Below are 26,565 nucleotides of genomic sequence, written 5' to 3'. Positions count from 1 at the left end.
CGTCAGCGACCCGCCTCGGGGTTCCGCGGCTGTTCGGTGGCCCAGTAGAGAAGGGCGGCGAGCGGCAGGGCCGCACCCAGGACGGTCAGGGCGGTCCAACCGCCCGCGTGGTACATGACGGACCCGAGCTGTGAGCCGGCCGCGCCGCCGACGAAGAACAGGGCGATGAAGGCGCTGTTGAGGCGGGCACGGGCGGCCGGGTCGAGCTGGTAGACGGTGTGCTGGCCGAGGATCAACGTGGTCTGTACGGCCATGTCGACGACGATCGCGGCCAGGGCGAGCAGGACGACGCTGTGTCCACCGAACCCGGCGACCGCGAACGCCAGCGCGGCAGCCACGAAGGCGATGCCGGTCATGGGACGGACCAGCCCCCGGTCGGCCCACCGTCCGGCGAACGGGGCGATGGCCGCGCCGGCCGCGCCGACGAGGGCGAACACGGCGACCCCGACGGGGGAGTAGTGGAAGTGAGGGCCCGTCAGGACGAAGGACACGGTGGTCCAGAACGCGCTGAAGGCGCCGAACATCGCCGCCTGGTAGAGGCCCCGCCGCACCAGCACCGGGTGCGTGCGCACCAGCCCGGCGGTGGAGCGCAGCACGTGGTGGTACGGGACGGTGATGGTCGGCGCGTGCTGCGGCAGCGCGGCGCGCAGGGCCACGGCGAGCACGGCCATCAGCGCGGCGGAGCCGAGGAAGACGACACGCCAGCCGGCGAGGTCGGAGACCAGGCTGCTCACCGTACGGGAGAGCAGGATGCCGGTGAGCAACCCGCTCATCACCCGGCCGACGACACGACCGCGGGCGTGGTCGGGGGCGAGTCCGGCGGCGAAGGGCACCAGGATCTGCGCGACGACCGAGGTGGCGCCGCTGACCAGAGAGGCGATCAGCAGCATGGGGAAGCTCGTGGCGAGTCCCGCCGCCACCAGGGCCAGGGTCGTCACCGTCAGCAGGACGGTGACCAGGTTCCGCTTCTCCAGCCGGTCGCCGAGCGGGACCAGGAACAGCATGCCGATCACATAGCCGATCTGGGTGACCGTGACGAGGGCGCCCGCGGTGGCCGTGCTCGTGTGGAACACCCCGCTCAGCGAGGACAGCAGGGGCTGGGCGTAGTAGAGGTTGGCGACCGTCATGCCCGAGGCGACGGCCAGCAGCGCCACCAACCGGCCGGACACGCCCTGGGGAGCCGGCGCGGTCGCGGACGGGTGCGCCTTCTTGAACTTCTTCGCTGTGGTCACGCAGGCATAAGCGTCGATCCGCCCCTGAGTGCTTCCTCATCGGAGACGATGATCCGGAATGTCAGTCATCTCGATCAGAGATGGGCACCGCCGTCGGTCGCGCGAACCGTCGGCCCCAGCGCCGGCCCGGCTCCTCGACGTACCGGTGGGTCAGCACACACACGGGCAACAGCACGACGAAGAACGCCACTTCGAGTACGGCATCGTCGTCCCGGCGCCGGCCGACCGTGCCGTCGACGACCGCCAGCAGTACCGGATGCACCAGATAGACCGAGTAGCTGATCGCCCCCAGCCCGGTCAGCAGCCGCGGCAGGCGCTGGCGGCGCACCAGCAGCCCGGCGCCGAAGGTGAGCACGGCCAGCAGGAACGCGACGATCCAGCCGCGCCGGGCGAAGGGGGCGTCGCCGCCGTACCCGTACGCGCTCCCCACGGCACACGCGACCACGACGACCGCGCAGCCGACCGCGTGGCGCCGACTGCTCCGACCGTTCTCGGCGTGGTGGACCGCGGTGCCCAGGAACATCACGGCGAGGATCACCAGGCTCTCCCACAGCGGGACCGTGCCGTTGAACGCGACCAGGACGAGCGCCAACACCCCGCCCAGGACGCCCCCGAACCGCCGAAGCGAGGGAGAGCCGGAACTCGCGCAACCGACGGCGACCGCCATGGTGACCGAGACCGAGGCGATGAGCGGTCCGGTGCCGAGAAGGCCGGTCAGGGCGGAGGGCGGGACCGTCACGCCGACCGTCACGCTCACTGCGGCGAGCACAGCCAGCAGGACCGACGTAGCCGCGGACCGCTGGTGAAGGCGGACCGTGAAGAGGGCGACGACGAGGAGATAGAAGGACATCTCGTAGGAGAGCGTCCACAGCACCAGCAGGAGGCTGGGTGTCCCCAACAGCTCCTGGAGCATGGTGACATGGGCGACGACCACGGAGACCACGCTCCGCGCGCCGAAGTCACGGATCTCCGCGACGCCCAGGAGGTGGGCGGCGAGGAGCAGGACGACGACGGCCGCCCACAGCGGGTACACCCGGAACAGTCGCCCGATCCAGAACGTCCGCACACAGCCCCGGCGTTCCAGCGACGCGGGCACGATGTAGCCGCTCACCAGGAAGAACACCATGATGCCGTAACGGCTGGTGTTGAACTGCGGCATCAACTCCGCCCGGAAGTGGGCCAAGAACGTGTACGACGAGTGGTCGAACACCACGACGAGTGCGGCGATGCCGCGTAACGCGTCCAGCCACCCCAACCGTGACGGACCTGCCTTCGGGTGGGTGCCGGGACGGCGTGCGGCGACGGCGGGAGGGGATTCCATGCGCGGGTGTCGTCCATTCGGTGAGGTGTGCCATGGGCCTTTCCGTGGACGAGTCCAGCGGGCGGCGCATTGTTCGGCAGCGCCGATCCGACGGCCGAACAATGCGGCGGCCGGCTGAGCCGTTCGGTGGTCCGGGACGTACGTGTAACGGCTGTCCGCGGTGGAGCAGGGGCGGCCGGAGGGGGGAAGGTGTGGCGGGGCGTCGTGAGCTGCCGGTCGATCCGGCGGCGGGACCGGTGCAGCGATTCGCGTACCGGTTACGTGAGTTGAGGGCGGCGGAGGGAATGACCTACCGGTCGCTGGCACGGCGGGCGGGCTACTCGGTGAGTACGTTGTCGCAGGCCGCGGCGGGCGAGCAGTTGCCGACGCTGCCGGTGGCCCTGGCCTATGCGCGGGCGTGCGGTGGGGACTTGGCGCAGTGGGAGGCGCGGTGGAGGGAAGCCGCGGAGGGAGCGGCCGGTGACGACGACGGCACTCTCCCGCCGTACTGGGGCCTGGCGAGGTTCGAGACCGGCGACAGCGACCTCTTCTTCGGCCGGGACCGGCTCACCGCCGGCCTCGTCGACCTGCTGCGCGGACGACGGTTCGCCGCCGTCTTCGGCCCCTCCGGCAGCGGCAAGTCCTCCTTGCTGCGGGCCGGCCTGATCCCCGTCCTGCGAACGACACGGGAGCCGGGCCTGCGGCCGGCCGCGATCAGGATCCTGACGCCGGGCGAGCATCCCGTCCGCAGCCATGCCTCCCTGCTGGAACCCGCCCCCGCCGAGGCGGACACCTTCGTGATCGTCGACCAGTTCGAGGAGGTCTTCACGCTCTGCCAGGACCCGGCCGAGCGCGCACGCTTCATCGATCTGCTGCTCACCGCCCGGCAGCCCGCCGCCCGTCTGCGTGTGCTGCTGGCGGTGCGCGGCGACTTCTACGGCCGCTGCGCCGAGCACCGCGAGCTGGCCGACGCCCTGCGCGACGCCAACCTCCTGGCCGGAGCGATGAGCCCGGTGGAACTGCGGGACGCCGTCGTCAAGCCGGCCACGGCCGCCGGACTGACCGTGGAACGCGCCCTCACCGCCCGGCTGGTGAAGGAGGTCGCCGACGAGCCGGGCGGACTGCCGCTGCTGTCCCACGCGTTGCTGGAGACCTGGCGCAGACGCCGCGGCAAGACCCTGACCGTGGCGGGGTACGAGGCGGCCGGAGGCCTGGACGGCGCGATCGCCACCACCGCCGAGAAGATCTACGACGGCCTCACCGACGACCAGGCGACCGCCGCCCGCCGGGTGCTGCTGCGCCTGGTCGCCCCCGGGGACGGCACCCCCGACACCCGTCGTCCCCTCCGGCGCGCCGAACTGCCCGGCACCGGCCGGGACGACACGGCCGCGGTGGTGGAGGCACTCGCCCGGGCACGGCTGCTCACCCTGGACGGCGACACGGTCGAGATGGCCCACGAGGCCCTGATCACGTCGTGGCCCCGGCTGCGCGGCTGGATCGACGCGGACCGTGAACGCCTGCGCGCACACCGGAACCTGACCGAAGCGGCATACACCTGGCGGGAGTTGGGCCGGGAGAAGGGCGCCCTGTACCGGGGCAGCAGGCTCACCGCCGCACAGGAACACTTCGGCGGCGCGCCGCGCGGGGAACTGACCGAGCTGGAACGGGACTTCCTCGACGCCAGCCGCGATGACACACGGCGAGGCCGTCGCCGGTACCGACTGGTGCTCACCGCGGTCACCACCGCCCTGTGCCTCGCCCTGGTCGCCGCCGGCCTCGCCGTGGGGCAGTGGCGGAGCGCGGTCAGCGCCCAGCACACCGCCCAGTCCCGTCAACTCGCCGCCCAGTCCCGTGCCTTGCTCGACTCGGATCCCGACCTCGCCTCCCTCCTCGCCGTGCACGCCTACCGGACCAGCCCGACCCGTGAGGCCGCCGCGGCCCTGTACGCCGCCGCCGCGTCACCGCTGCGCGAGCGCCTCGCCGACGGCACCGCACCGGTGGAGTCCCTCGCCCTCACCCCTGACGGACACACCCTCGCCACCCACAGCTCGGACGGCAGGGTGCGGATCTGGGACCTGCCCGCGGGCCGCCTCCGGCAGGCGTTCACCGCGTCCGCCGACGACGAGGACAGCCAGGTCGCGGCCCTCAGCCCCGACGGAGGCACCCTCGCCGTCGCCACCACCGGTGACGCCGGTGCGGCGGTGACCCTGTGGGATCCGGCGACCGGCAGGAAGCTCAGCACCTTCCCGATACCCGACGGCGCGGTCCGCTCGCTCGCCTTCAGCCCCGACGGCCGGAGCGTGGCGGCCACCTCCCCGGCGGCGGTACGGGTGTGGGAGGTGTCCACCGGCCGTACCCGACACCGCTTCACCGACCATCCCGACCCGCAAGGGGTCGCCTTCGACCCCGACGGCCGTACCGTCGGCGCGGTCGGACTCGGCGGACAGACGCGGGTGTGGGACCTGGCCACGGGCCGCACCCGCACCTCACGGGACAGCCTGATCGGGGGCGGCGGCGCCGTGGCTCTCAGCCCCGACGGGCGGACCTGTGCGATCGCCGGCACCGACGGTTCGGTGCAACTGCGGGAGACGGCCACCGGCGCGATCCGGCGCACCATCAGAGATGTCCCCGTGGCCCTGAACGGACTGCGGTTCAGCGGGGACGGGCGGACCCTCGCCCTCTTCGGCAGTGGTGACACGGTCCGCCTGTGGGACACGGTCTCCGGTACGGCGATCGCCACCGTCACCGCCGGTCACCACGGCCGGGGGGCCGTGACGGTGGCCCTCGACGAGGACGGCCGCACCCTCGTGACCAGCAGCAACACGGACCCTGCCGCCCGCGTCCACAGTCTGTCCGCCGACCGCCCACGGACCACGCTGCCGGGCCCCACCGGCACGCACGTCACCGGCCTGAGCTTCAGCCGGGACGGAAGCTTGGTGTCCGCGGTAGACCAAGGGCCGCCGGGGCGTGGGGCCGTACGTCTGTGGGATGCCCGGACCGGCGACGCCCGAGCCACCCTGGCGTTGGCACCCGAAGCCGCTCCGGAGCTCAGTGGACCGCGGTTGCCCTTCGTGAGCTCCCGCCTCGCGGCGCTCGGCTTCAACCCCGCCGGGCGGGCCCTGGTGGCCCGGGCGGGCAAGGACCAGGTGATCGAGGTCCGGGACCTCGCCACGGGCCGCTTGCGCGAAAGCCGGGCCCTGGACGCCGCCGACACGGCGGTCTTCAGTCCCGACGGAACCCGCCTCGCCTTCGTCGGGGCGAAGGGCGCGGTACGGATCTGGCACCTGTCGACCGGCGCGGTGCACACCGTCCACGCAGGCGGCGGCGAGCTGGCGAGAGGGCTGGCGTTCCCCCCGGACGGCCGCACCCTCGCCGTCGTGGGCATCGAGGACGACGGCGATCGGGTCACCCTGCTCGACCCCGCGACCGGCCGCACAGCGCGCACCCTGCGCCCGGGCATCCGCGGCCCACTGTCCCTCGCGTTCAGCCCGGACGGAAGCTCCCTCGCCACCGTCGGTACGAGCAACGGCCAGGTGAGGACGTGGGACATGCGGACCGGTGATCTCCTGGCCGACTTCGGCGTCGGCGAAGGGGTGACCTCGCCGGCGTACAGCCCCGACGGACGCACCCTGGCCATGAGCACCGTGAGCGGAGTCCAGCTCTGGGATCTCGGCACCACCCAGAAGAGAGGCACCCTGCCGACCCGCTCGCCCACGGCGATGGCGTTCAGCCCGGACGGCCGCACCCTGGCGATCGCCACGGGCAGCTCCGTCGGCCTGTGGACCGTCGACCTGCCCGACCCCGCCGAGGCCGTCCGCACCCTCTGCGCGACCGTCGGCCGGTCTCTCACCGCCGTCGAACGGTCCCGCCATCCGGACGCCGGGGCCGCTGAATCCGGCTGCCCGGCGCGTGCAACCTGAGCCCTCCAGGAGGGGTGTTACTGAGGAGGACATCGTGCGCGCCCTGACCAGCGCGCACCGGGGAAGGAATCGGGGTGAACCGGGGTGCGTGTGATGACCAGCCCAATGCCCATCGCCTCACGCGGAGAGGGGCCGGGGGACGATGAGAAAGAGGCTCGCGCGTATGACCCGCACGGCGCGAACGACGCACATGACGCGTGCGACATGCGGGATTTCGAGACGTACGCCGCCGTCCGGTGGCCGCGGCTGCTGCGTACCTCGTATCTGCTGACCAACGGCGACCATCACGAGGCGGAGGACCTCGTCCAGGTGACGCTGGCGAAGATTTATCTGCGCTGGCATCACATACGCACCCTGGACGCCCCCGACCAGTACGTCCGCCGCGCGCTCATCAACAACAACACCACCCGGCAGCGCAAACGACGAGTGGTACAACTCCTCACACCCCACCTGCCCGAGCAGCGCGGCCCGTCCGGCAGCGAGAACTACGAGACGCGCTCGGAACTGTTCGACGCCCTCGCCACGCTGCCGCCCCGCCAGCGGGCCATCGTCGTGCTCCGCTACTGGGAATGCCAGAGCGAACAGCAGACGGCGGACCTCCTCGGCTGCTCCGTCGGCACCGTGAAGAGCCAGGCCAGCCGGGCGCTGAAGAAGCTGCGCTCCAGCGCGGCCCTGTCGGACTACGCCGGTGGGACGGCGCACACGGAACAGGACGGACCCCGGGCATGAGTACCGACATCTCCCCGCAGCCACCGTCCCCCGAGCTCTGGCAGATGCTGGACGAAGCCGCACGGGACTGCGCCCCCACGGCGTTCCCGCGTGACCGAGTCGTCCACCGGGCCAGGCTCATCAAGCGGCGCCGCAGGCTGGTGACCGCCACGCTGGCCGTCGCGCTGCTGACCGCGCCGGCCGTCCGGCTGGTCCTGCCCCACGAGACCACGCACTCGCCCGCAGTCTCCAGCACCCAAGCGCCGACGCCCGGCCCCTCCGCCAGCCACGACCCGGCCGAGGACCGCTCGCCGGTCCGTGTCGTACGACCTGGGGAGCGGATCGAAGCGGGACTCGGCGTCTGGTACATGCTCAAGAAGCGTGAGTACTGCGACGCGAACCCGGCTGACGAGAAACCCATTTGTGTGGGGTACCTGGACGTGGAGCAGCCGGGAGCCATCCCGATGACCTTCAACACGCACCCCTTGGCCAACGGGATGGTGTACGTCTTCGCGTACACCGGGAAGACGCCCGCCGCCCGCATCACGATGACGGAGAACGGCCGGACCACCGTCCTCCCCATCGTGCGGCTGGCCGGCCGTCCGGCCTATGTGAGTTCCTACGCGGTCGGCGCACCGCAACCCGCCGACGCGAGCGAAGGGTTGCTCGGCGACGCGCAGTTCCGGGTGTACGGCGCCGACGGGGAGGAGCTGGCCCGGATGGGGGGACGGTGAGCGGCGGCGGACGAGCCGCGTGTGACCGGGACAAAACGGAACACTCGCGAGAAGCTGCCCTCATGACAACCGAACCCGCGCCCGCCACCGACGCCGCGTACCGCTTCGACGACCTGACCGCTCTGTTCATCAACTGCACCCTCAAACCGTCCTCGCAGCTCAGCCACACTCAGGGGCTGATCGACAAGAGCGCGGAGATCATGATGGCGCGGGGGGTCACCACGTCAGAGGTCCGTGCCGTCGACCACGACATCGCCCCTGGCGTCTACCCGGACATGACCGAGCACGGTTTCGCCACCGACGAGTGGCCCGCACTGTACGAGCGCGTGATGGCGGCGGACATCCTGGTCGTCGCCGGGCCGATCTGGCTCGGCGACAACAGCTCGGTGACCAAGCGAGTGATCGAGCGCCTCTACGCCTGCTCCGCCATCCTCAACCCACAGGGCCAGTACGCCTATTACGGCCGCGTCGGCGGCTGTCTGATCACCGGCAACGAGGACGGCGTGAAGCACTGCGCGATGAACGTCCTCTACAGCCTCCAGCACCTCGGCTACACGATCCCGCCCCAGGCCGACGCCGGCTGGATCGGACCGGCCGGCCCGGGACCGTCGTACCTCGACCCCGGTTCGGGCGGCCCGGAGAACGACTTCACCAACCGCAACACGTCCTTCATGACCTGGAACCTCATGCACACCGCCGCCCTGCTGAAGCGGGCGGGCGGCATCCCCGCGTACGGCAACCAGCGCTCCCAGTGGGACGCGGGCTGCCGACCGGGGGCGGAGAACCCCGAACACCGCTGAGGGAGCACGCCGACGGCCCAGGCGGCGCACCACGGGGTGTCGCCGTCCGGGCCCCTTGGCGGGCGTGGGCGACGAGACGGGGGGCCGTGGTGGGGCGCCGAGTTCCGGGATACTTCCACCGTGCTGCTGGAATGGATCGCCGAGGTGGCGGACGAGGCATTGGTGTTGGATCCCGCTGACCGGCGTGTGGAATGGGCGGCCAACACCTGGTGGCTGAGTGCGGAGCCCGAGGACAGGAGGTCGCTGTCCGTCTCCGACGTGGTGGCCGCGTTCGGGCGGACGGCCTCAGCTGTCCGGGGTCGCGTCCGTGAGCTGGGATTCTCCGGCGTGGCGACGTTCTATGTGTGGCACGACGAGCAGGCGGGACAGCTCAGGTGCTCGACGGGCTCGGTGGCCCCGGACGCGTTGCCGTTCGGCGGTGCCTATGTGCCGTGCCACGAACCTGGGCCGATCGTGGCGGGGTTCCTCGCCGATGCGGAGCCAGGGGGCGTCGCCTGGGCGGAGTTGGATGATGCGGGGGATCAGGCGGCGCACGTGCCGGTTCGTGTGTGGGTGTGCGGCGTGGGCGCGGCCGGGTCGCGGGCCGACAGCTGGGCGTCAGCCGGCCCATATGCTGAGTCCCGTCCGCACTATCCGGGAGAGTCATGACAAGCAGGTTCACCGAGTTGGCCGTTGACTGCCACGATCCCGAGAGACTCGCCGCCTTCTGGTGCGAGGTCCTGGGCTTCAAGGTGATCGAGCGGAGCGAGGGCAAGGTCGAGATCGGGTCCTGGGTGCCGACCGTCGAGGAGGTACGGGCCCGTCAGATGCCGCCCACCGTGCTGTTCGTCCAGGTGCCGGAGGGCAGGGCCGCGAAGAACCGGCTTCATCTCGATGTCAGCCCGATCGACGGCAGCACCGAGGACGAGGTGGCCAGACTGCTCGGCCTCGGCGCCACCAAGGCGGACGTGGGCCAGGGCCCAGGCCGGAACTGGGTGGTCATGGCGGACCCGGAGGGCAACGAGTTCTGCGTGCTTCGCTCCTTGGCGCCGCAGAACTAGCTTGCGACCAGGGGGCGTTCATGGTGACAGATGCTGAGTGGGCCAGTGTCCGGCGGGGGTTGCGCTTCGGGCAGGTCGTCGAGGGAACGGTCGTGAAGGTTCCCAGGCCCGGTGTGATCGGGATCTTCGTGGACATCGGCCTGTGCGTCGGAGGCTTCGTGGACGTGGCGTTGCTTCCGGATCGCGGGGAGGATTGGCCGGTGGAAGGTACGGTCGCCGACTTCGAGATCTGGTGGGCCGACGACCGTCGGCAGATCCGGCTGAAGCCGTGCGACTCGCGGTATCTGCGGGACGACTTCACGGACTTCGTGGCACGGTTCCGCCCTGACTGGCCGTCCCGGATCGGTCAGCCGGTTCCTGATCCCGAGCTTCTCGGCGAGGGGTGATCCGACGGAGACGCCGCGGCGGTGCCGTGCCGCCGTTGTCGCGCCGGGCGGTCAGGACGGCTGGACCTGGTCGAAGACGGCGAGAGCGTTGGCGGGGTCCGGGCTCACCAGGCGTTCCAGACCGGACATCGTGATCTTCGCCCATTTTCCGGCCCGGGCCCACATCTGTTCCTCGAAGGCGCGGACCGCCTTGTCCAGATCGTCCGGACCGGTGGCGATGGCCTCGGCGAGTTCGGCCCCTTCCAGCATCGCGAGGTTCGCGCCCGCCCCCAACGGGGGCATCAGATGGGCGGCGTCGCCCGTGAGCGTCACACCGGGGACGTGGGGCCAGGTGTGGGACTCGGGCAGTACGTAGAGGGGACGGTGGACGAAGGCCGCGCCGTGCCGGAGGAGGTCGAGGACGGGCGCGGCCCAGCCCTCGAACAGGCCCAGCAGGCTCGAGCGCACGGCTTCCACGTCCGCCGGGTCGAGGCCGGTGTGCCAGTCCAGCGGCGTACGGAACTGGGCGTTCACCTTGACGTGGCCGCCGCTGTTGCGCTGGGCGACGATGCCGCGGTTCACGCCGTACACCGCCATGGAACCCTCGCCGATCAGCCGGGCCAGGTCGGGGTGGCGGGTGTCGATGTCGTCGAGGGAGGTCTCGACCGAGGTGACGCCGGTGTAGTGCGGTGTCACCGACGACACGGCCGGACGGGTCCGGGACCAGGCGCCGTCCGCGCCGACCACGAGGTCGAACGCCTCCTGCCGCCCGTCCGCGAAGCGGACCGTCGCGCCGTCCCGGCCCCCCGGCACCACCTGTGTCACCTCCTGCCCCCACTGGACCTCCAGCGGGCCGAGGAGCAGGTCACGGAGGTGCCCGCGGTCGATCTCGGGATTGGCCCGGTCGTCCGGACGGGCCGGCCAGTCGCGCAGAACGGTCCCGTCCGTGTCCAGGATGCGCATGGCCTGCCCCTCGGGGCGGGACAGCGCCTCGAACTCCGCCAGCAGCCCCGCCTTCTCCAGCGCGACCTGGCCGAGCCCCTTGTGCAGGTCCAGCGTGCCGCCCGGGGGCCGGGCCGTGCGGGAGGGATCGCGTTCGAGAACGGTGACCGGATGGCCGTGGCGGTGCAGGACACGGGCGAAGGTGAGGCCGGCGGGACCGCTCCCGACCACGGCGATGCGATGTCTCATGTCGATACACTGTATTGATCCGATACGTCGCATCGCAACCGTACGATGTGAACATGACTGTCTGGGACCGGCCGGAGCCGCCGACTCGCCCCGTGCCGCTCGACCGGGAGCGGATCGTCGCCGCCGCCGTCGCGCTCGCCGACGAGGGCGGTCTCGAAGCGGTGTCGCTGCGCAAGGTGGCCGCCCGGCTGAACGCCGGCCCGATGCGGCTGTACGGCTTCATCGCGACCAAGGAAGAACTGTTCGACCTCATGGTGGACGAGGTCCAGGCCGAGATCCTCCCCGAGGAGCCGCCCGGCGACTGGCGGGAGGCGCTCCGCGTGCTCGCCCACCGCACCAGGAAGGCCGCCCTGCGCCACGAGTGGCTGGCCGACCTGCTCGGCGGCCGTCCCAGCCTGGGCCCCAACGGCCTCGCCGTGACCGAGGCCAAACTGGCGGCCCTGGACGGCCTCGTCGACATCGACACGGCCGTGCGCGCCACGGAGACGGTCGGCGCCTATACGACCGGCGCGATCAGGCGCGAGATCGCCAACCTGCGGGCCGAACGCGCCACGGGCCTGTCCAAGCACGACTGGCGACGCGCGTCCGGCCCGCATGTGACCAGGATGCTGGCCACCGGCCGCTTCCCGGCGCTGGCCAAGGCCGTGCACGAGGGCACCGACGTGGACACCGAGACCTCCTTCGCGACCGGCCTGGACTGGGTCCTCGACGCCGTGGCCGCGAGACTCGAGCGGCCTTGACCATCCCAAGAGCCCCCGGATGCGGTCAGCCCGACTTCTTGGCGGAACCCGCGGGAGCGGCGGGACCGGCGCGGGCCGGACCCCGCGGCGCAGGTCAGTCGAGGAAGTCGGCGATGAGTGCGGCGAACTCGTCCGGTGCGGCCAGCCGGATACCGAGGTCTTCGGCCTTGGCGCGCTTGGACCCCGCGCTGTCTCCGGCGACGACCAGGGAGGTCTTCTTGGAGACACTGGAGGAGGAGCGGCCTCCGGCTCGCTCGATGAGCTCGTTCATCTGGTTGCGCGAGAGCTTCTCCAGAGCGCCGGTCATCGAGCCGGTGACGACGACGGTCATCCCGGCCAGCGGCAGATCCGTCGTCGCGGCTGCCCCGGACTCGTCGGTGCCGTCTCCGTCTCCGTCAGCGTCAGCGTCTGCGTCGGCCGGGGGCGGCGCGGTGGCGCCGGGTTCGGTCATGTTGACCCCGGCCGCGGCGAGTTTGTCGATGAGCGGGGCCAGTTCGGTGAGTTCGGCGACGATGGACGGGGCCTTCTCGGTGCCGATGCCCTCGACCCGCTGCATCGCTTCGGTGTCGGCGGCCCGGATGTTGTCCATGGTGGCGAAGTGCCGGGCGATCCGCCGGGACATGGACCGGCCCGTGCCCCGCACCCCCAGCGCGCACAACACCCGCGACAGCGGCTGGGCCTTCGCCGCGGTCAGCGCGGCCAGGAGGTTGTCGGTGCTGGTCTCGCCCATCCGGTCCAGGGCCAGCAACTGCTCGCGGGTGAGGGCGAACAGGTCGGCGAGATCGGCGACCAGACCGGCATCGACCAGCTGGACGACCCGGGTGTGACCGAGGCCCTCGATGTCGAGCTGGTCGCGGCCGGCGGCGTAGGACAGCGACGCGACCAGATGGCAGTTGCGGCCGTTCTCGCAGCGCCAGCGCTGCTCGCTGGTGTCGATGGCCGACCCGCAGCGCGGGCACGCCTCGGGGAAGACGATGAGCTGCTCCTCGCCGGTGCGCAGATGGGCGACGGGGGCTTCGACACGGGGGATGACGTCCCCGGCGCGGTAGACCATGACATGGTCGCCCAGGCGCAGGTCACGGCGGGTGATGTCGGCCGGGTTGTGCAGAGTGGCGTAGGTGATGGTGGAGCCGTCGATCTCCACCGGTTCCAGGACCGCGCGCGGGGCGATGATGCCGGTGCGGCCCACGTTCCACTCCACCTCCAGCAGGCGGGTGATCTTCTCCAAGGCCGGGAGCTTGTAGGCGATCGCCCAGCGCGGGGCACGGGTGCCGGAGCCGGCGGTCTGCTGGTCGGCGGCCAGGTCGGCCTTGATGACGACCCCGTCGATCCCGAACGGCAGTTCGGCGCGCAACGCGGCGATCTCCGCCACCCGGCTCAGGACCTGCTCGACGCCGTCGGCGACGGTACCGGGCACGGCGGTCGACGCGGTGGTGTTCACGCCCAACTCGGCGGCCCGAGCCATCAGCTGACTGTGCGCGCTCTCGCCGAGCCGCTCGGCGAGGGCCGGGTCGGTGTCGGGCAGGGGAAGCAGGCCGTACCCGAAGAACGTCATCGGCACGGTGTAGGCGCGGTCCTTGGCGCGCAGGGTGCCGGCCGCGGCGTTGCGCGGGTTGGCGAACGGCTGCCCGCCATGGTCCGTGCGCACGTCGTTGGCGTGCTCGAACTGCGCGGTCGTCATCAGGATCTCACCGCGGACCTCCACGGTGACCGGCTCCGACAGGGTGCCGGGCAGGCCCTCGATGGTGCCGATCGCGTGGCTGACGTCCTCTCCGGCCGTCCCGTCGCCGCGAGTGATCAGCTGTCTCAGCCGGCCGCGGGAGTAACGGGCGGCGACCGCCAGACCGTCGAGCTTCGGCTCGATGCTGAACGAGGTGACGTCGTGGCCGACGCGGCGCTCCAGCGAGGCGGACCAGGCGGTGAACTCCTCGGCGGAGAAGACGTTGTCCAGGCTGAGCATCGGCACCGTGTGCGGAACATCCCCCTCGACGGCGCCGCCGGCGACCTTGCCCGAGGGGGAGTCCGGGAGCACCTGGTCGGGATGGTCGGCCTCCCACAGCGCGATGCCGCGCACCAGCCGGTCGTAGACGTCGTCGTCCAGGGGCGAGGTGCCGCCCCCGTAATAGGCGGCCGCAGCCTTCACGGCGTCCTCGACCGCCTGCGCGTAGGCGGCGGCATCCACGATCTGTGCAGCTGGTGTCGTCATGACCGCCATCCTGCCTGCCACCACTGACAATCCCCTCGCTGAGCACCTGGCGCGGGTGGCGCATCAGGCGCCGATGACGGTGGAGAGGCGTGGTGAGGCGCGGCTGGCCCGCACCATAGGGTCGGACGGTCCGGTCCCGATGGTGCGGCGGGCCGGTCCCGGTCGGCAACAGTGCACAGATCCGAGGAGAGCAGTGACCCGTTGGTCCGTCGCCCTGACCCGGGCCGGCATCACCGACCCGCACCTGCGGCATTCCTACGACGCCCAGCGAACGCTCGTACGGCGCAACCGTCGCGAGGAGTACCTGGCGACCAGGTTGCTGCTCCCCGCCCCGATCCACCCGGCTGTCATCGCCGCCGTCGCCTTCATGGACGAGACCGACCGGCGCATCGACTCCGGCGACATCCGCACACGCCAGGACACGCTCCGTTCCTGGGACGGGCAGGTCACGGCAGCGCTGGCCGGCGGACCCACCGAGAACGAAACCCTCCGGGCCCTCGCCGACACGGCAGGGCGTCATCCGGTCCTGGGAGCGCGGGTGCGAGGCTTCCTCGACGGAGCGCCGGTCGAGGCCACCTGGTCCGGTTTCGCCACCGAGGCGGACTTCCAGGACTACGTCGACCGCTACTCCCTGCCCGCCTTGATGCTGACGGCCTCGCTGATCGGGCCTGCGCCGGACGCCGAGCAGCATGAGCCGTTCGAGCGCGGATGCCGTCGCCTGATCGAGGCGATGCAACGGACCGACTTCCTGGCCGACCTTGCCGAGGACGTGGGCCAGGGCCGTGTCGGCATCCCGAAGGACGAACTGGACCGGCATGGTCTCGACTTGGAGAGCCTGCGCGAGAGACCACAGGAGTGCGCACCGGCGGTCGGACGTCTCGTCGACGCCCAGGCCGAGCGCGCGGGTACGGTGCTCGCCCGGTGCCGGAGCCTGCCGGAACTCGTAGCCCGGGAGTACCGGCCCTTCCTGAGCGCTCTGATCTCGGTCCAGGAACTCCGGCTCGAGGCCGTGCGGCGCAACAGCGGCTCCCTGCTTCAGCGCGGGGCGAGCCCGGCGCCGTCCGCGGCCCTGCGTGTCCTGTGGCGGGGATATCGCGCGGCCCGGGGCCTGCGGTTCTGAGGGGGTACGCGTGCGTGAAGCAGGGTCCGGGGCGACTTGTCCTCGCCCACAACGGCTCGCGGCCACGCTGTCCCAACCGGCGCGATGCGGTACATAGTTGTCGCTCTCTGGAGATGATCCGCTTCGCCGTGTAGCGTCTGCTCCAGCTGTCGTGGTTCGCAGTACCTGCCCGCGCCTTGGCGTGGGCGTTTTGCTGTGCAGTGCCGGACCAGGGCGATCACCTCCAGGGCCGCGCGGTGCGGTTCCTGACATCGACTGAGAGGCATCAGCATGGCCAGCGGAACCGTGAAGTGGTTCAACTCCGAAAAGGGCTTCGGCTTCATCGCCCAGGACGGCGGCGGTCCGGACGTCTTCGCGCACTACTCCAACATCAACGCCTCCGGCTTCCGTGAGCTCCAGGAGGGCCAGGCGGTGACCTTCGACATCACCCAGGGCCAGAAGGGCCCGCAGGCGGAGAACATCACCCCCGCCTGATCCCGGCCCGGTACCCGGGCTACGGGGGCCAGTCGAACCCATGTACGCCGTCGCGGTGTGTCGAGCACCGCGGCGGCGTACAGGCGGTTCCAGAACAGCCTCCGGGAGGCGTGGGCCTGCTCAAGCCTCCCCGGTTCGTCCCCCGGTCGGCTCGGTGCCGACGTTCAGGTGCAGTGCGTCGGCCACGCTGGTCAGAGCTGCTCCCAGCGGCAGCGCGACGCGGGTGAGGGCGTAGGAGTCGCCTCGGGTGGGGTCCCGGTTGACGATGATCACGGGTTTGGTGGCCTGGGCGGCCTGGCGGACGAACCGTAGACCGGACATCACGGTCAGGGAAGAGCCCAGCACCAGTAGCGCTCTCGCGTCGCGGACCAGTTGGCGGCACTGCTCGACCCTCGTGGCGGGCACCGTCTCGCCGAAGAACACCACGTCCGGCTTGAGGACGCCGTCGCAGATCAGGCAGGGCAGCACCTGGAAGTCGCCCACCTGTGCGTCGGTGAGGTCGGCGTCGCCGTCGGGGTTGATCCCGGCGGCAGTCGGCGCGAAGCCCGCGTTGGCCTCCTCCAGCCGCAGGGCCAGTGCCCGGCGCGAGCTGACAGCACGGCAGGAAAGACAGACGACCCGGCCCAGGCTGCCGTGCAACTCGACGACACCCTCGCTCCCCGCGGCCTGGTGCAGGCCGTCCACGTTCTGGGTGATCACCCCCGAGAGCAGGCCGTGCCGCTCGAACGCCGCCACGGCCCGGTGCCCGGCGTTGGGGCGGGCCCGGCCGAAGGTGCGCCAGCCGAGGTGACTGCGCGCCCAGTAACGACGGCGGGCCTGGGCACTCGCGGTGAAGTCCTGGTAGGTCATCGGCGTGTGCCGGCCAAGGCTCCCGCCCTCGCCCCGGTAATCGGGGATGCCCGACTCCGTGGAGATACCCGCCCCGCTGAGCACCAGCACACCGCCGGCGCTCAGGACCTCCACGACCGGGCCCAGATCCGTGGTGGCCGGGGGCAGATCCTCGGCAGGGGTCCAGCTCAGGGTGGGACGCATGCGCATGCCGCAAGGGTACGAAATCCCGGAGACCGGTCACGCGGGGCCGGCGAACGTGCCGGTGCCTGCCGTACCAGGTCGCCGCCGTACGGGTCGTCGACGGCGCGTTGCCCTGCGACCGCGACGAACCCGTACGACTCGACCTGGCGTCCCCGATTCCCTGGCCCGCGTGGCTCACAGGGCGTCGATCAGCGCCTTGGTGACGTCCTCCGTGGAGGCGGTGCCGCCGACGTCGCGGGTGAGGATGCCGGCGGCCGTCGTGGCCTCGATGGCCTTGTTGAGGCGGGCCGCCTGGTCGTGCAGCCCGAAGTGCTCCAGCATCAGCGCGGCGCTGCCGACCGCGCCGATCGGGTTGGCGAGGCCCTGGCCCGCGATGTCCGGAGCGGAGCCGTGGACGGGCTCGAACATGCTCGGGAAGCGGCGCTCGGGGTTGAGGTTGGCGCTGGCGGCGAGCCCGAGGCTGCCGGCGAGGGCGCTGCCGAGGTCGGAGAGGATGTCGGCGTTGAGGTTGGAGGCGACGACGACGGAGAGGTCCTCCGGCCTGAGCACGAACTTCGCGGACATCGCGTCGACGAGCACGCTCTCGGTCTCGACGTCCGGGTAGTCGGCGGCGACCCGCTTGAAAACGTCGTCCCACAGGACCATGCCGTACTGCTGGGCGTTGCTCTTGGTCACGGAGGAGACCTTCTTGTGCGCCCGGGTGCGGGCCAGGTCGAAGGCGAACCGCATGATCCGTTCGCAGCCCACCTCGGTGAACAGGGCGGACTGGACGGCGACTTCACCGCCGGGTCCGCGACCGCCGAGGTTGCGGCCGCCGAGGCCCGCGTACTCGCCCTCGCTGTTCTCGCGGACGACCACCCAGTCGAGCTCGGTGTCGTCCGCCTTGCGCAGCGGGCTGGTGACGCCCGGCAGGAAGTGCACGGGGCGGACGTTGGCCCACTGGTCGAAGCTCTGGCAGATCCTCAGCCGCAGCCCCCACAGGCTGATGTGGTCGGGGACGTTCGGCCAGCCGACGGCGCCGAAGTAGATGGCGTCGAAGTCCTTGAGCCGGTCGAGCCCGTCCTCGTCCATCATCGTGCCGGTGCGCTCGTAGTACTCGCAGCCCCAGGGGAACTCCTGCCACTCGAAGGCGAAGGCCCCGCCGGACTCCTCGGCCAGGGCGTCGAGGACGGCACGCCCCGCGGCGACGACCTCCTTGCCGACGCCGTCGGCGGGGATCGCGGCGATGCGGAACGTGCGGGGTGTGGTGGTCATGAAGTGCCTCCGGCCGACTGAATTTCGGGGTCGCTTCGAGTCAACACAGCGTCCTGGTGGCCCGTCCAAGACATGGATTCGATACGACGTATAGGCGTGGCCGATCGGTTGCGCGGCGGCTCGTCGACATGTCAGGCGCCGCGGACCCGGCGTTGCGCCAGTGACCTGGTGAGGGTCAGGAACGCGCGGGCGGCCGGCGTCAGATGTGCGGGCAGGCTGACCATCGCCACATGGAGGTGGGCGGTCGGTTCGATGGGTGCCACCACGGCCCCGCACCGGCGGGCCAGACGGGTCCACGAGGAGGGCAGCACGGCGACGCCCACGCCGGTCAGGACCAGCGGCAGGATGGAGGTGCGGTGGTCGACGATGGTCACGATCTCCGTGCCGGTGCCGCCCGCCGTGATGTCGTCGACGATGGTGCGCATCAGGCTGCCCGTGCGTGAGGCGATGAGTTTCTGCCCGGCCAGGTCCTCGGGCCGGACCGTGACATCGTCCTCGACGGCCCCGCCGGGGGCGGCGACGACCACGAACGGCTGGTCCTCCACGTGCAGGACGTCGATCCCGGACGGGTTGACGGGGCTCGCCGACCCCAGCAGGCCCAGCTCGCAGGCGCCGCTGCGGACCAGGGACACCACCTCGTCGGGCGTGAACGCGGCCTGGGTGCTGACCGTGACGGACGGGTGCAGCTCGGCGAACCGGTGGACGAGGGTGGTCAGCGGCTCGATGCCGGGGGAGGGCATGGTGGCCACCTCCACCGTGCCGCCGTGCAGCCCGGCGAGCGCGGCGGCGGTGTCGCGCACGGCGGCCAGGTCGCGCAGGACACGGCGGCTGGGCTCCAGCAGTTCGGCGCCGGCCTCGCTGAGGACGACGCCCCGGCCCACCCGGTGGAAGAGGGCGACGCCGAGGTCGGCCTCCAGGTTCGCCATGGCCTGCGACAGCGACGGCTGGGCCACGTGGAGCGCGGCAGCGGCCTTGCTGAAGCCGCCGTGCTCCACGATGGCCAGGAAGTACTCCAGCTGCCGCGCGTCCACGGTGCCTCCGCCGATCGGTCGTCCTAGGTCAGGGTCAACCTAGCCGCCGGCACGGCGCCTTCCCCGCAGCCGCCGATCCAGCGCTCGGCGACCGCGCGGCCGTACCGTGCGAGCAGCTGTGCGGACAGCGCGCTGTCGGTGGCGCAGTCCTGGTCCGTCAGATCCGTCAGGGCCTGCACCGAGCGGAAGTGGGCGCCGGCCTGCTCGGGGGACAGGGTGCACCGGCCCGCGACCGCATGGACGGGGACGCCCTGCCGCCGGGCCCGTCGCGCGAGGGCGACCGGCAGTTTTCCCGACAGGGACTGCTCGTCCAGGCTGCCCTCGCCGGTGATCACGAGGTCCGCGTCCGCGAGGAGTTCGTCGGCACCGAGCAGCGTGAGGAAGTGATCCGCCCCGGAGCGGACACGGCCGCCCAGCAGCAACCCGGCGTACCCGAGCCCGCCGGCCGCGCCCGCTCCGGCGGTACGGGCGAGGCCGTCCGCGTCCGGCACACCGGCCGCCGCCAACCGTCGTACGAAGCCGGTCAGTGCCGCGTCCAACTCGCGTACGTCGTCGGCGGTCGCCCCCTTCTGCGGGCCGTAGACGGCGGCGGTGCCGTGCGCTCCGAGCAGGGGGTTGTCCACGTCGGTGGCGAGGATCAGGTCGACTCCCGCGAGTGCGGCGCGGGCCTCGGTGAGGTCGACGTGGTGGAGGTCGGTGAGTCCGCGGCCACCGGGGCCCACGGGGGTGCCGTCGGCGTCGGCGAGGACGGCACCCAGGGACTGCAGCAGACCCGCGCCGCCGTCGGTGGTGGCGACACCGCCGAGCGCGAGGACGAGCGTGTCGGCCCCGCCGGCCAGCGCGTGCCGGACGGCCTCGCCGATGCCGCGGCTGGTGGCCGTCAGCGGGGCCGTACGCCCCTGAGGCAGCAGGCCGAGGCCGCACATGGCGGCGGCCTCGACGAGGACGGTACGGCCGTCGCGGGCGACGGAGGCCGTCACCGGCTCCCCGACCGGTCCCGTCACCACGACCGTCTCGGCGCGGAAGCGGCCCGTGCAGGCGGCGGCCACGCTGCCCTCCCCTCCGTCCGCGAGGGCGAGCGTGGTGACGTGAGCGTGCGGGGCGGCGGCCCGTAGCCCGTCCGCCACGGCGCGGGCCACGGCATCGGCGGCGAGGGAGCCCTTGAACTTGTCCGGCGCGATCAGGACGGACGGTGTCAGGCCGGAGGGCATCAGGGCGGGGGGCATCAGGGCGTCACCTCGGCGGGGTGAACGGCGGCCGAGCGCTGCTTGGCCAGTACCACCTCGGACTCGGACCCGGACCCGGACCCGGACTCGGACTCGGACTTGATTTCGGGCTCGGGGTCGGGCTCGGTGGTGAGCGAGGGCTCACCCGCCCGCCCGGCCAGCACGGCCCGCGCCCGTTCCAGATCCAGCCCGTTCTCCCACTTGGCGACGAACAGGGTGGCGACGGCATTGCCGAAGAAGTTCACCAGCGCCCGGCACTCCGACATGAACTTGTCGATACCGAAGATGAGCATGATGCCCGCCGCCGGGACGGAACCGACCGTCGACAGCGTGGCGGTGAGCGCGATGAAACCACCGCCCGCGACGCCCGCCGCGCCCTTGGAGGTGAGCAACATGACGGCCAGCAGGCCGAGTTGCTGGCCGAGGGAGAGGGAGGTGTCGGTGGCCTGGGCGATGTAGAGGGTGGCCAGTGACAGATAGATCGCGGCGCCGTCGAGGTTGAAGCTGTAGCCGGTCGGCACGACGAGGCCGACCGTGGGCCGCTCGGCGCCCATGAACTGGAGCTTGCGCATCAGCCCGGGCAGCGCGGGTTCGGCGGTCGAGGTGCCGAGGATCAGCCAGAACTCCTCCTTGAAGTAGCGGAAGAGCTGGAAGATGTTCAGCCGCACGTACAGGGCGAGCACACCGCCGAGCACGACCACGACGAACAGCGCCGAGGTGACGTAGAAGAGGAGGATCAGCGAGCCGAGGCTGGTCAGCGTGGACAGGCCGAACTTGCCGATGGCGTACGACATGGCGCCGAAGGCGCCCAGCGGTGCCGCCTTCATCACGAAGGACAGGACCTTGAAGACGACCTCGGTCAGTCGTCCCACGGCCGCGATGATCGGCTCGCCCGTCCTGCCCACCAGCTTGATCGCGATGCCGAAGACGACGGCCAGGAAGATCACCTGGAGGATCTTCCCCTCGACGAACGGGCCGAAGAAACTGTCCGGCACGATGCCGGTGAGGAACTCCCACCAGTGCTGGTGCTCGCCCTGTTCGACGTACTGGCTCGCGTCGCCCGTGGTCTGCAGCGTCGACGGATCGGCGTGCACACCGTCCCCGAGCCGGAAGACGTTGATCGCCACCAGGCCCGTGAGCAGCGCCACGATCGTGCCGACCTGGAAGTAGGTCAGCGCCTTGATCCCGGTGCGGCCGACCTTCTTCAGGTCCGCGACGCCGGCGATGCCGCCGATGATCGTCAGGAAGACGATCGGTCCGATCAGCATCTTCATCGCGGTGATGAACGTCGTGCCGATCGGCTCCATGTCGGTGGCCAGATCCGGCCACCGCCAGCCCAGCACGATGCCGATCACGATCGCCACCAGCACCTGGACGTACAACTGCCGGTACCACGGCTTGGCCGCGATACGCGCGGCCTGCTCGGCTCGTCCGTTGCCCGGGGTATGCGTCATTGCAGCCTCCCTGATCGCGCGCCACCGAGCCCGATCGGTCCGCGCCAGCTTTGGGCCACAGTGAACCCGGGCCCGGCGCGGGGGGTCCACGACCAAAAATCGATGCCCCGTATAGGTGTGGCCTATCGATGCGGCAGAGCCTCGGCCGCGACGGCACCGTCCCTGCCGACGGCCCCCTCTCCGACCCGCTTCGTACAGCGCGTCCCTCGTTCACCCGTTCGGACCCGTCTCCCCTGCAGGCGACGGGGCCTGGTCCGAGGGTGAGAGGCGTGTGCGCCGTGCGGCGTCGTCGCAGCGAGACCGGGAGGACCCATGACCGCGACCAGCGAGCTGCCCTTCGACGACACGAGGGACTTCGAGGACGCGGACCGGGGGTTCGTGGCCGCGCTCGATCCCGGGGCGGTGAAGGACGGCACGGGCCGGGTGGTGTGGAACAGCGACGCCTTCGCCTATCTGAAGACCGATCCGCCGGCGGACACCGTGAACCCGAGCCTGTGGCGGCAGGGGGCGCTGTGCGCGCGGCAGGGGCTGTACGAGGTGACCGAGGGCGTCTACCAGATCCGCGGCCTGGACCTGTCGAACATGACCCTGGTCGAGGGCGAACGGGGTGTCGTGGTGGTCGACCCGCTGGTGTCGGCGGAGACGGCCGCCGCGGGCTTGGGCCTGTACCGGGAGCGGCGGGGCGAACGCCCGGTGACGGCGGTGATCTACACCCACCCGCACTTCGACCACTTCGGCGGGGTGATGGGGGTGATCGCTCCGGACGACGACGTGCCGATCGTGGCGCCGGAGCACTTCATGGAGCACGCGGTCTCGGAGAACGTGTACGCGGGCACCGCGATGGTGCGCCGCGGCATGTACTTCGCGGCGTTCTCCACGCCCGTCGGACCACAGGGGCAGGTCGGCATGGGCCTGGGCATGGCCACCTCGTCCGGCTCCGTCGGCCTGATCCCGCCGACGCTGGAGATCACGCGCACCGGCCAGGAGGAGATCCTGGACGGCGTCCGGTTCGTCTTCCAGATGACGCCGGGCACCGAGGCGCCGGCGGAGATGAACTTCTTCCTGCCCGAGCGGCGGGCCCTGTGCATGGCGGAGAACTCCTGCCACACCCTGCACAACCTCCTCACCCTGCGGGGCGCGCAGGTCCGTGACGCCCGGGTGTGGTCGCGGTACATCAACGAGGCGATCGAGTTGTTCACCGACGAGGCGGAGGTGGTCTTCGCCTCGCACCACTGGCCGGTCTGGGGCCGCGCACGGATCGTGGACTTCCTCACCGAGCAGCGCGACCTGTACGGCTACCTCCACGACCAGACGCTGCGCATGATGAACTCCGGGCACACCGGCATCGAGATCGCCGAGGAGATCCAGCTGCCGCCCGCGCTCCGCAGGGCGTGGCACGCCCGCGGCTACTACGGCTCGGTCTCCCACGGTGTGAAGGCGATCTACCAGCGGTACATGGGCTGGTTCGACGGCAACCCGGCCCATCTGTGGCAGCACCCCCCACAGGCCCAGGGCGAGCGGTACGTCCGTGCTCTGGGCGGCGCCGACCGGGCCACCGAGACCGCGCGCGGCTTCGCCGACGAGGGCGACCTGCGCTTCGCCGCCGAACTGGCCTCGCACGTCGTCTTCGCCGACCCCGACCACCAGGGCGCCCGTGATCTGCTCGCCGACGTCCTGACCCGCCTCGGCCACGGCGCGGAATGTGCCACGTGGCGCAACTTCTTCCTCCAGGGCGCCTACGAACTGGACCATCCGGTCCCGCGGACGGCGATCGCCCTCGCCGCGAGCATGGCCTCCGCCCTGAGCGTCACCCAGGCGTTCGACTCCCTGGCCATCAGGGTCAACGGCCCCCGCGCCTGGGACGAGAAGTTCACGATCCTGTGGACGTTCACCGACCTGGACGAGACCCATCGCATGACCCTGTCCAACGGCGTCCTCATCCACCACCCCGGCCCCAAGGACACGACCGCCGACCTGGCCCTCACCCTCACCAAGCCCCAACTCCTCGGCCTCCTGGCGGGCAAGGGCCTGGACGGCGTGAACAACGAGGGTGACGTCGGTGTCCTCACCCGCCTGTTCGCCGTACTCGACGAACCCGACCCGGACTTCAGGATCGTCACGCCCTGACGCCACGGCCGCCGGCACCGGGGTCGGATGACCTTCGCCCACCGGTCCACCCGCCGACCTCGCACGCCTGAAACAAGCCAAGAGGCCGCGTCGGGAACACCCGGTCCGGCCGGGAAGGTTGCATCGGGAGAGGGACCGGTGCCGCATGGGCGGGGGAAGAGGGGGCCGCAGGGTCATCCGCCCCCACCAGGAACCGAGCCTCGAGGCCGCGGTGTGTCCGCCGCGCCATCTGGACCCAGAGATTTGTCCGCAGGAGGACTTTTTCATGACTGACCGCCCTTTGACCCTCATGGCTGTGCACGCCCACCCCGACGACGAGGCCACCGGTACCGGAGGGGTCCTCGCGCGGTATGCGGCGGAAGGCATGCGCACGGTGCTCGTGACCTGTACCGACGGCGCTTGCGGGGACGGACCGGGGGGTGTGAAGCCGGGCGAACCCGGACACGATCCGGCGGCGGTCGCCTCGATGCGCCGGCAGGAACTCGAGGCCAGCTGTGACGTCCTCAAGGTCAGCGATCTGGAGATGCTGGACTACGCCGACTCCGGAATGATGGGCTGGCCCGGCAACGACGCCCCCGGATCCTTCTGGCGGACCCCTGTGCAGGAAGGCGCGGCGCGGCTCGCGGAGCTCATGCGGCACTACCAGCCCGATGTGGTCGTCACCTATGACGAGAACGGCTTTTACGGCCACCCCGACCACATCCAGGCCCACCGCATCACGATGGCGGCGCTGGAGATGACCGACCTGTCACCGAAGGTGTACTGGACGACGGCGCCCCGCTCGATGATGCAGCGGTTCGGCGAGGTCATGCGCGAGTTCCATGAGGACATGCCGGAGCCGGACCCGGCGGAGGCCGCCGCGCTGGCCGAGATCGGTCTCCCCGACGACCAGATCACCACGTGGGTGGACACGACCGGCTTCAGCGGCCAGAAGTTCGACGCGCTCGCCGCGCATGCCAGCCAGGGCGAGAACATCTTCTTCCTCAAGATGGGCAAGGAGAGGTTCGGCGAGTTGATGGGCATCGAGACCTTCGTACGCGTCCAGGACACCACCGGCGCGGCCGTACCCGAGAACGACCTCTTCGCCGGCCTGCGCTGACCGCGTCGCCGCGTCCCGCCACCGAGGGATCAGGTGGCGGGACGGGGGCGGGCGTCGCCGCCGTCCTCTCGATGTCCCTGCTGCCCATGGCGCCGCGTTCCTCGGCCCGGGCGGCCACAACGCCGCCTTCGACGCGATGAGCCTCCGACGGTCCGGATGTCCAGGGACCGCGGGGGAATGACTACGGGCATGGCAGCGGGAGTGGTGCAGCCACTCCGCTCGACGGCGAGGAGAGTCGGCATGCGGACGGGCATCGTCATGACAGCACGGCCGGGAGTGGAGCAACTGGCCGCCCGCGCCGAGGAACTCGGCTTCGACAGCTTCTGGGTCTACGACACACCGATGGTCCACGGCGACCCGTTCGTGAGCCTCGCCCTGTGCGCCAAGGCCACCCACCGGATCAGGCTCGGTATCGGTGTGACGTCACCGGCGTTACGTTCCGCGCCCGCCGCCGCGGCGGCCATCAGCAGTCTCAACGCCCTCGCTCCAGGTCGCGTCATCTGCGGGGTGGGAACGGGCAACACGGCGCGCCGTACGCTGAGCATGCGGCCCACGACGGTGGCGGAACTGGAGTCGTTCACGGCGGCCCTACGGGATCTCACCGCGGGCCGGGAGTCGGACTACCGTGAGGGCACCCGGTCGAGCCGCGTGCGGTTTCTGCATGTGGGGCCGTATGTCAACACCGAGGATGCCGTGGAGTTCGTCGTGGCCGCGTTCGGTCTGAAGGCCGCCGCGGTCGCTGGCCGGCTCGGCGCGGGACTGATCTCCTTCGGCCTGCACGACCCCGCGGCCTGGACCGCCCTCGGCCAGGCCCGACGGGCGGCGGCACGGGATGAGGGCGCGGCCGACAAGACCCGTTCGTATCTCATGACCTCCCTGTATGTCCTGGCCGACGGCGAGGACCGCTACGGCGATCCGGTCAAGGACGCGGTGGGGCACATCGCCCTGAGCGCGCTGATCCTCGCCGCGGAGAACCCCGCCTTCCGCGCTGCCCTCCCTCCGGAGGAGGCCGCGGCTGTCGACCGTCTGCTCCGCTCGCGCGGTACCACCCCCACCGATCCGAGGCTCCACCAGGCGCTCTACCGCAACTACCTGGGCCGGCTGTCCCCCGAGGACCGCGAGCTCATCGTGCCTTCCCTGGTGGACAAGTTCGGCCTGGTCGGTACGAGGAGCGAGGTCATCGAGCGGATCGACGTCCTGGAGAAGTCGGGGGTCGACGAGTTGGTGATCCAGCCCGTCGTGGACCCGGAGGCCGAAATGACCCGACTCGCCCGGCTGCTGGCCTGACACCCGCGACACGTCCTGGAGGTTCTCGCCGGCCGGTGTCGACAAGCGCGGTGCGGCTTCGACGTCTCCTGCGGAAGGGCTCGTGGCCGGCGGGGGAGAGGTCCTGGAGTGTCGGGGAGGGCACGCGCACCTTCCGTTCGTCTGGGCGGTCGCTCAGCAGTCCACCGGTGGTGCGTCGCTCCTTCACAGCCCTATCCCAGCCATGCCGCGCCCACCGTCTCCGCG

Annotated in this window: 22 protein-coding genes; 13 read left to right on the top strand and 9 right to left on the bottom strand. The window is 71.3% G+C overall.

The annotated features are described in order from the left end of the window. Window positions 1–2: 2 nt before the first annotated feature. Both OG885_RS02960 and OG885_RS02955 read right to left on the bottom strand, forming a co-directional pair. Window positions 3–1,169, bottom strand: coding sequence for an MFS transporter (locus OG885_RS02960; RefSeq protein ID WP_405742559.1), 1,167 nt, complete (start codon window positions 1,167–1,169; stop codon window positions 3–5). A gap of 124 nt (window positions 1,170–1,293) precedes the next feature. Next, window positions 1,294–2,553, bottom strand: coding sequence for an acyltransferase family protein (locus OG885_RS02955; protein ID WP_405725457.1), 1,260 nt, complete (start codon window positions 2,551–2,553; stop codon window positions 1,294–1,296). Window positions 2,554–2,744: 191 nt separating this feature from the next. Between OG885_RS02955 and OG885_RS02950 the strand changes: the two genes are divergently transcribed. The 7 genes from OG885_RS02950 (at window position 2,745) to OG885_RS02920 (ending at window position 10,120) form a co-directional block, all read left to right on the top strand. Further along, window positions 2,745–6,452: a helix-turn-helix domain-containing protein gene (locus OG885_RS02950; RefSeq protein WP_405725454.1), complete on the top strand. Its 3,708-nt coding sequence runs from the start codon at window positions 2,745–2,747 to the stop codon at window positions 6,450–6,452. Between the two features lie 204 nt (window positions 6,453–6,656). After that, on the top strand, window positions 6,657–7,181 hold the full coding sequence (locus OG885_RS02945) for a SigE family RNA polymerase sigma factor (protein WP_405725447.1): 525 nt from the start codon (window positions 6,657–6,659) through the stop codon (window positions 7,179–7,181). Further along, window positions 7,178–7,894, top strand: coding sequence for a hypothetical protein (locus OG885_RS02940; RefSeq protein WP_405725444.1), 717 nt, complete (start codon window positions 7,178–7,180; stop codon window positions 7,892–7,894). Before OG885_RS02945 ends, OG885_RS02940 begins: the two co-directional genes overlap by 4 nt. Window positions 7,895–7,956: 62 nt before the next feature. After that, window positions 7,957–8,694 carry a flavodoxin family protein gene (locus tag OG885_RS02935; protein WP_405725441.1) on the top strand — a complete coding sequence of 246 codons (738 nt, stop codon included), beginning with the start codon at window positions 7,957–7,959 and terminating at the stop codon, window positions 8,692–8,694. A 120-nt stretch (window positions 8,695–8,814) separates the two neighbouring features. Then, window positions 8,815–9,342 (top strand): hypothetical protein, encoded by a 528-nt coding sequence (locus tag OG885_RS02930; protein WP_405725438.1) that lies wholly within the window; start codon window positions 8,815–8,817, stop codon window positions 9,340–9,342. Continuing rightward, window positions 9,339–9,734, top strand: coding sequence for a VOC family protein (locus OG885_RS02925; protein WP_405725435.1), 396 nt, complete (start codon window positions 9,339–9,341; stop codon window positions 9,732–9,734). The genes OG885_RS02930 and OG885_RS02925 overlap by 4 nt, the downstream gene beginning before the upstream one ends. 20 nt (window positions 9,735–9,754) lie before the next feature. Further along, on the top strand, window positions 9,755–10,120 hold the full coding sequence (locus OG885_RS02920; RefSeq protein WP_405725432.1) for a hypothetical protein: 366 nt from the start codon (window positions 9,755–9,757) through the stop codon (window positions 10,118–10,120). Between the two features lie 51 nt (window positions 10,121–10,171). Here the strand turns inward: OG885_RS02920 and OG885_RS02915 are convergent, their stop codons facing one another. Next, window positions 10,172–11,290 carry an FAD-dependent oxidoreductase gene (locus OG885_RS02915; RefSeq protein ID WP_405725429.1) on the bottom strand — a complete coding sequence of 373 codons (1,119 nt, stop codon included), beginning with the start codon at window positions 11,288–11,290 and terminating at the stop codon, window positions 10,172–10,174. A gap of 53 nt (window positions 11,291–11,343) precedes the next feature. On the opposite strand from OG885_RS02915, the gene OG885_RS02910 reads away from it, so the two are divergent. After that, on the top strand, window positions 11,344–12,030 hold the full coding sequence (locus tag OG885_RS02910) for a TetR/AcrR family transcriptional regulator (protein ID WP_405725426.1): 687 nt from the start codon (window positions 11,344–11,346) through the stop codon (window positions 12,028–12,030). A 94-nt stretch (window positions 12,031–12,124) separates the two neighbouring features. Here the strand turns inward: OG885_RS02910 and ligA are convergent, their stop codons facing one another. After that, window positions 12,125–14,236, bottom strand: coding sequence for an NAD-dependent DNA ligase LigA (ligA, locus tag OG885_RS02905; protein ID WP_405725423.1), 2,112 nt, complete (start codon window positions 14,234–14,236; stop codon window positions 12,125–12,127). A 193-nt stretch (window positions 14,237–14,429) separates the two neighbouring features. Between ligA and OG885_RS02900 the strand changes: the two genes are divergently transcribed. Both OG885_RS02900 and OG885_RS02895 read left to right on the top strand, forming a co-directional pair. Further along, window positions 14,430–15,356, top strand: a complete 927-nt coding sequence (locus OG885_RS02900; RefSeq protein WP_405725420.1) for a phytoene/squalene synthase family protein — start codon at window positions 14,430–14,432, stop codon at window positions 15,354–15,356. Window positions 15,357–15,626: 270 nt separating this feature from the next. Then, window positions 15,627–15,830: a cold-shock protein gene (locus OG885_RS02895; RefSeq protein WP_059190954.1), complete on the top strand. Its 204-nt coding sequence runs from the start codon at window positions 15,627–15,629 to the stop codon at window positions 15,828–15,830. Window positions 15,831–15,950: 120 nt separating this feature from the next. Here the strand turns inward: OG885_RS02895 and OG885_RS02890 are convergent, their stop codons facing one another. The 5 genes from OG885_RS02890 to dctA form a co-directional block, all read right to left on the bottom strand. Further along, window positions 15,951–16,868 carry an NAD-dependent protein deacetylase gene (locus OG885_RS02890; RefSeq protein ID WP_405725416.1) on the bottom strand — a complete coding sequence of 306 codons (918 nt, stop codon included), beginning with the start codon at window positions 16,866–16,868 and terminating at the stop codon, window positions 15,951–15,953. Window positions 16,869–17,036: 168 nt separating this feature from the next. Continuing rightward, window positions 17,037–18,116 (bottom strand): tartrate dehydrogenase, encoded by a 1,080-nt coding sequence (locus tag OG885_RS02885; protein WP_405725413.1) that lies wholly within the window; start codon window positions 18,114–18,116, stop codon window positions 17,037–17,039. 131 nt (window positions 18,117–18,247) lie between these two features. Further along, on the bottom strand, window positions 18,248–19,147 hold the full coding sequence (locus tag OG885_RS02880) for a LysR family transcriptional regulator (protein WP_405725410.1): 900 nt from the start codon (window positions 19,145–19,147) through the stop codon (window positions 18,248–18,250). A gap of 23 nt (window positions 19,148–19,170) precedes the next feature. Beyond that, window positions 19,171–20,373, bottom strand: coding sequence for a glycerate kinase (locus tag OG885_RS02875; RefSeq protein ID WP_405725407.1), 1,203 nt, complete (start codon window positions 20,371–20,373; stop codon window positions 19,171–19,173). Continuing rightward, a complete protein-coding gene (gene dctA / locus OG885_RS02870; RefSeq protein WP_405725404.1) occupies window positions 20,373–21,827 on the bottom strand; it encodes a C4-dicarboxylate transporter DctA in 1,455 nt (484 codons plus the stop codon). Before dctA ends, OG885_RS02875 begins: the two co-directional genes overlap by 1 nt. 312 nt (window positions 21,828–22,139) lie before the next feature. On the opposite strand from dctA, the gene OG885_RS02865 reads away from it, so the two are divergent. The 3 genes from OG885_RS02865 to OG885_RS02855 all read left to right on the top strand — a co-directional run bounded on the left by OG885_RS02865 (window position 22,140) and on the right by OG885_RS02855 (window position 26,340). Further along, the gene (locus OG885_RS02865) at window positions 22,140–23,954 is read left to right on the top strand and encodes an alkyl/aryl-sulfatase (RefSeq protein WP_405725401.1); all 1,815 of its coding nucleotides are present in this window, start codon (window positions 22,140–22,142) and stop codon (window positions 23,952–23,954) included. A gap of 265 nt (window positions 23,955–24,219) precedes the next feature. After that, window positions 24,220–25,053, top strand: a complete 834-nt coding sequence (locus OG885_RS02860; protein WP_405725398.1) for a PIG-L family deacetylase — start codon at window positions 24,220–24,222, stop codon at window positions 25,051–25,053. A 240-nt stretch (window positions 25,054–25,293) separates the two neighbouring features. Further along, a complete protein-coding gene (locus OG885_RS02855; RefSeq protein WP_405725395.1) occupies window positions 25,294–26,340 on the top strand; it encodes an LLM class flavin-dependent oxidoreductase in 1,047 nt (348 codons plus the stop codon). Window positions 26,341–26,565: the final 225 nt, after the last annotated feature.

Origin of the sequence: Streptomyces sp. NBC_00028, assembly GCF_045041065.1 — a bacterium.
In the GTDB taxonomy this organism is placed as follows: domain Bacteria; phylum Actinomycetota; class Actinomycetes; order Streptomycetales; family Streptomycetaceae; genus Streptomyces.
The sequence above is the reverse complement of the archived record's forward strand: the minus strand, read 5'-3'. Positions and strand labels throughout refer to the sequence as shown.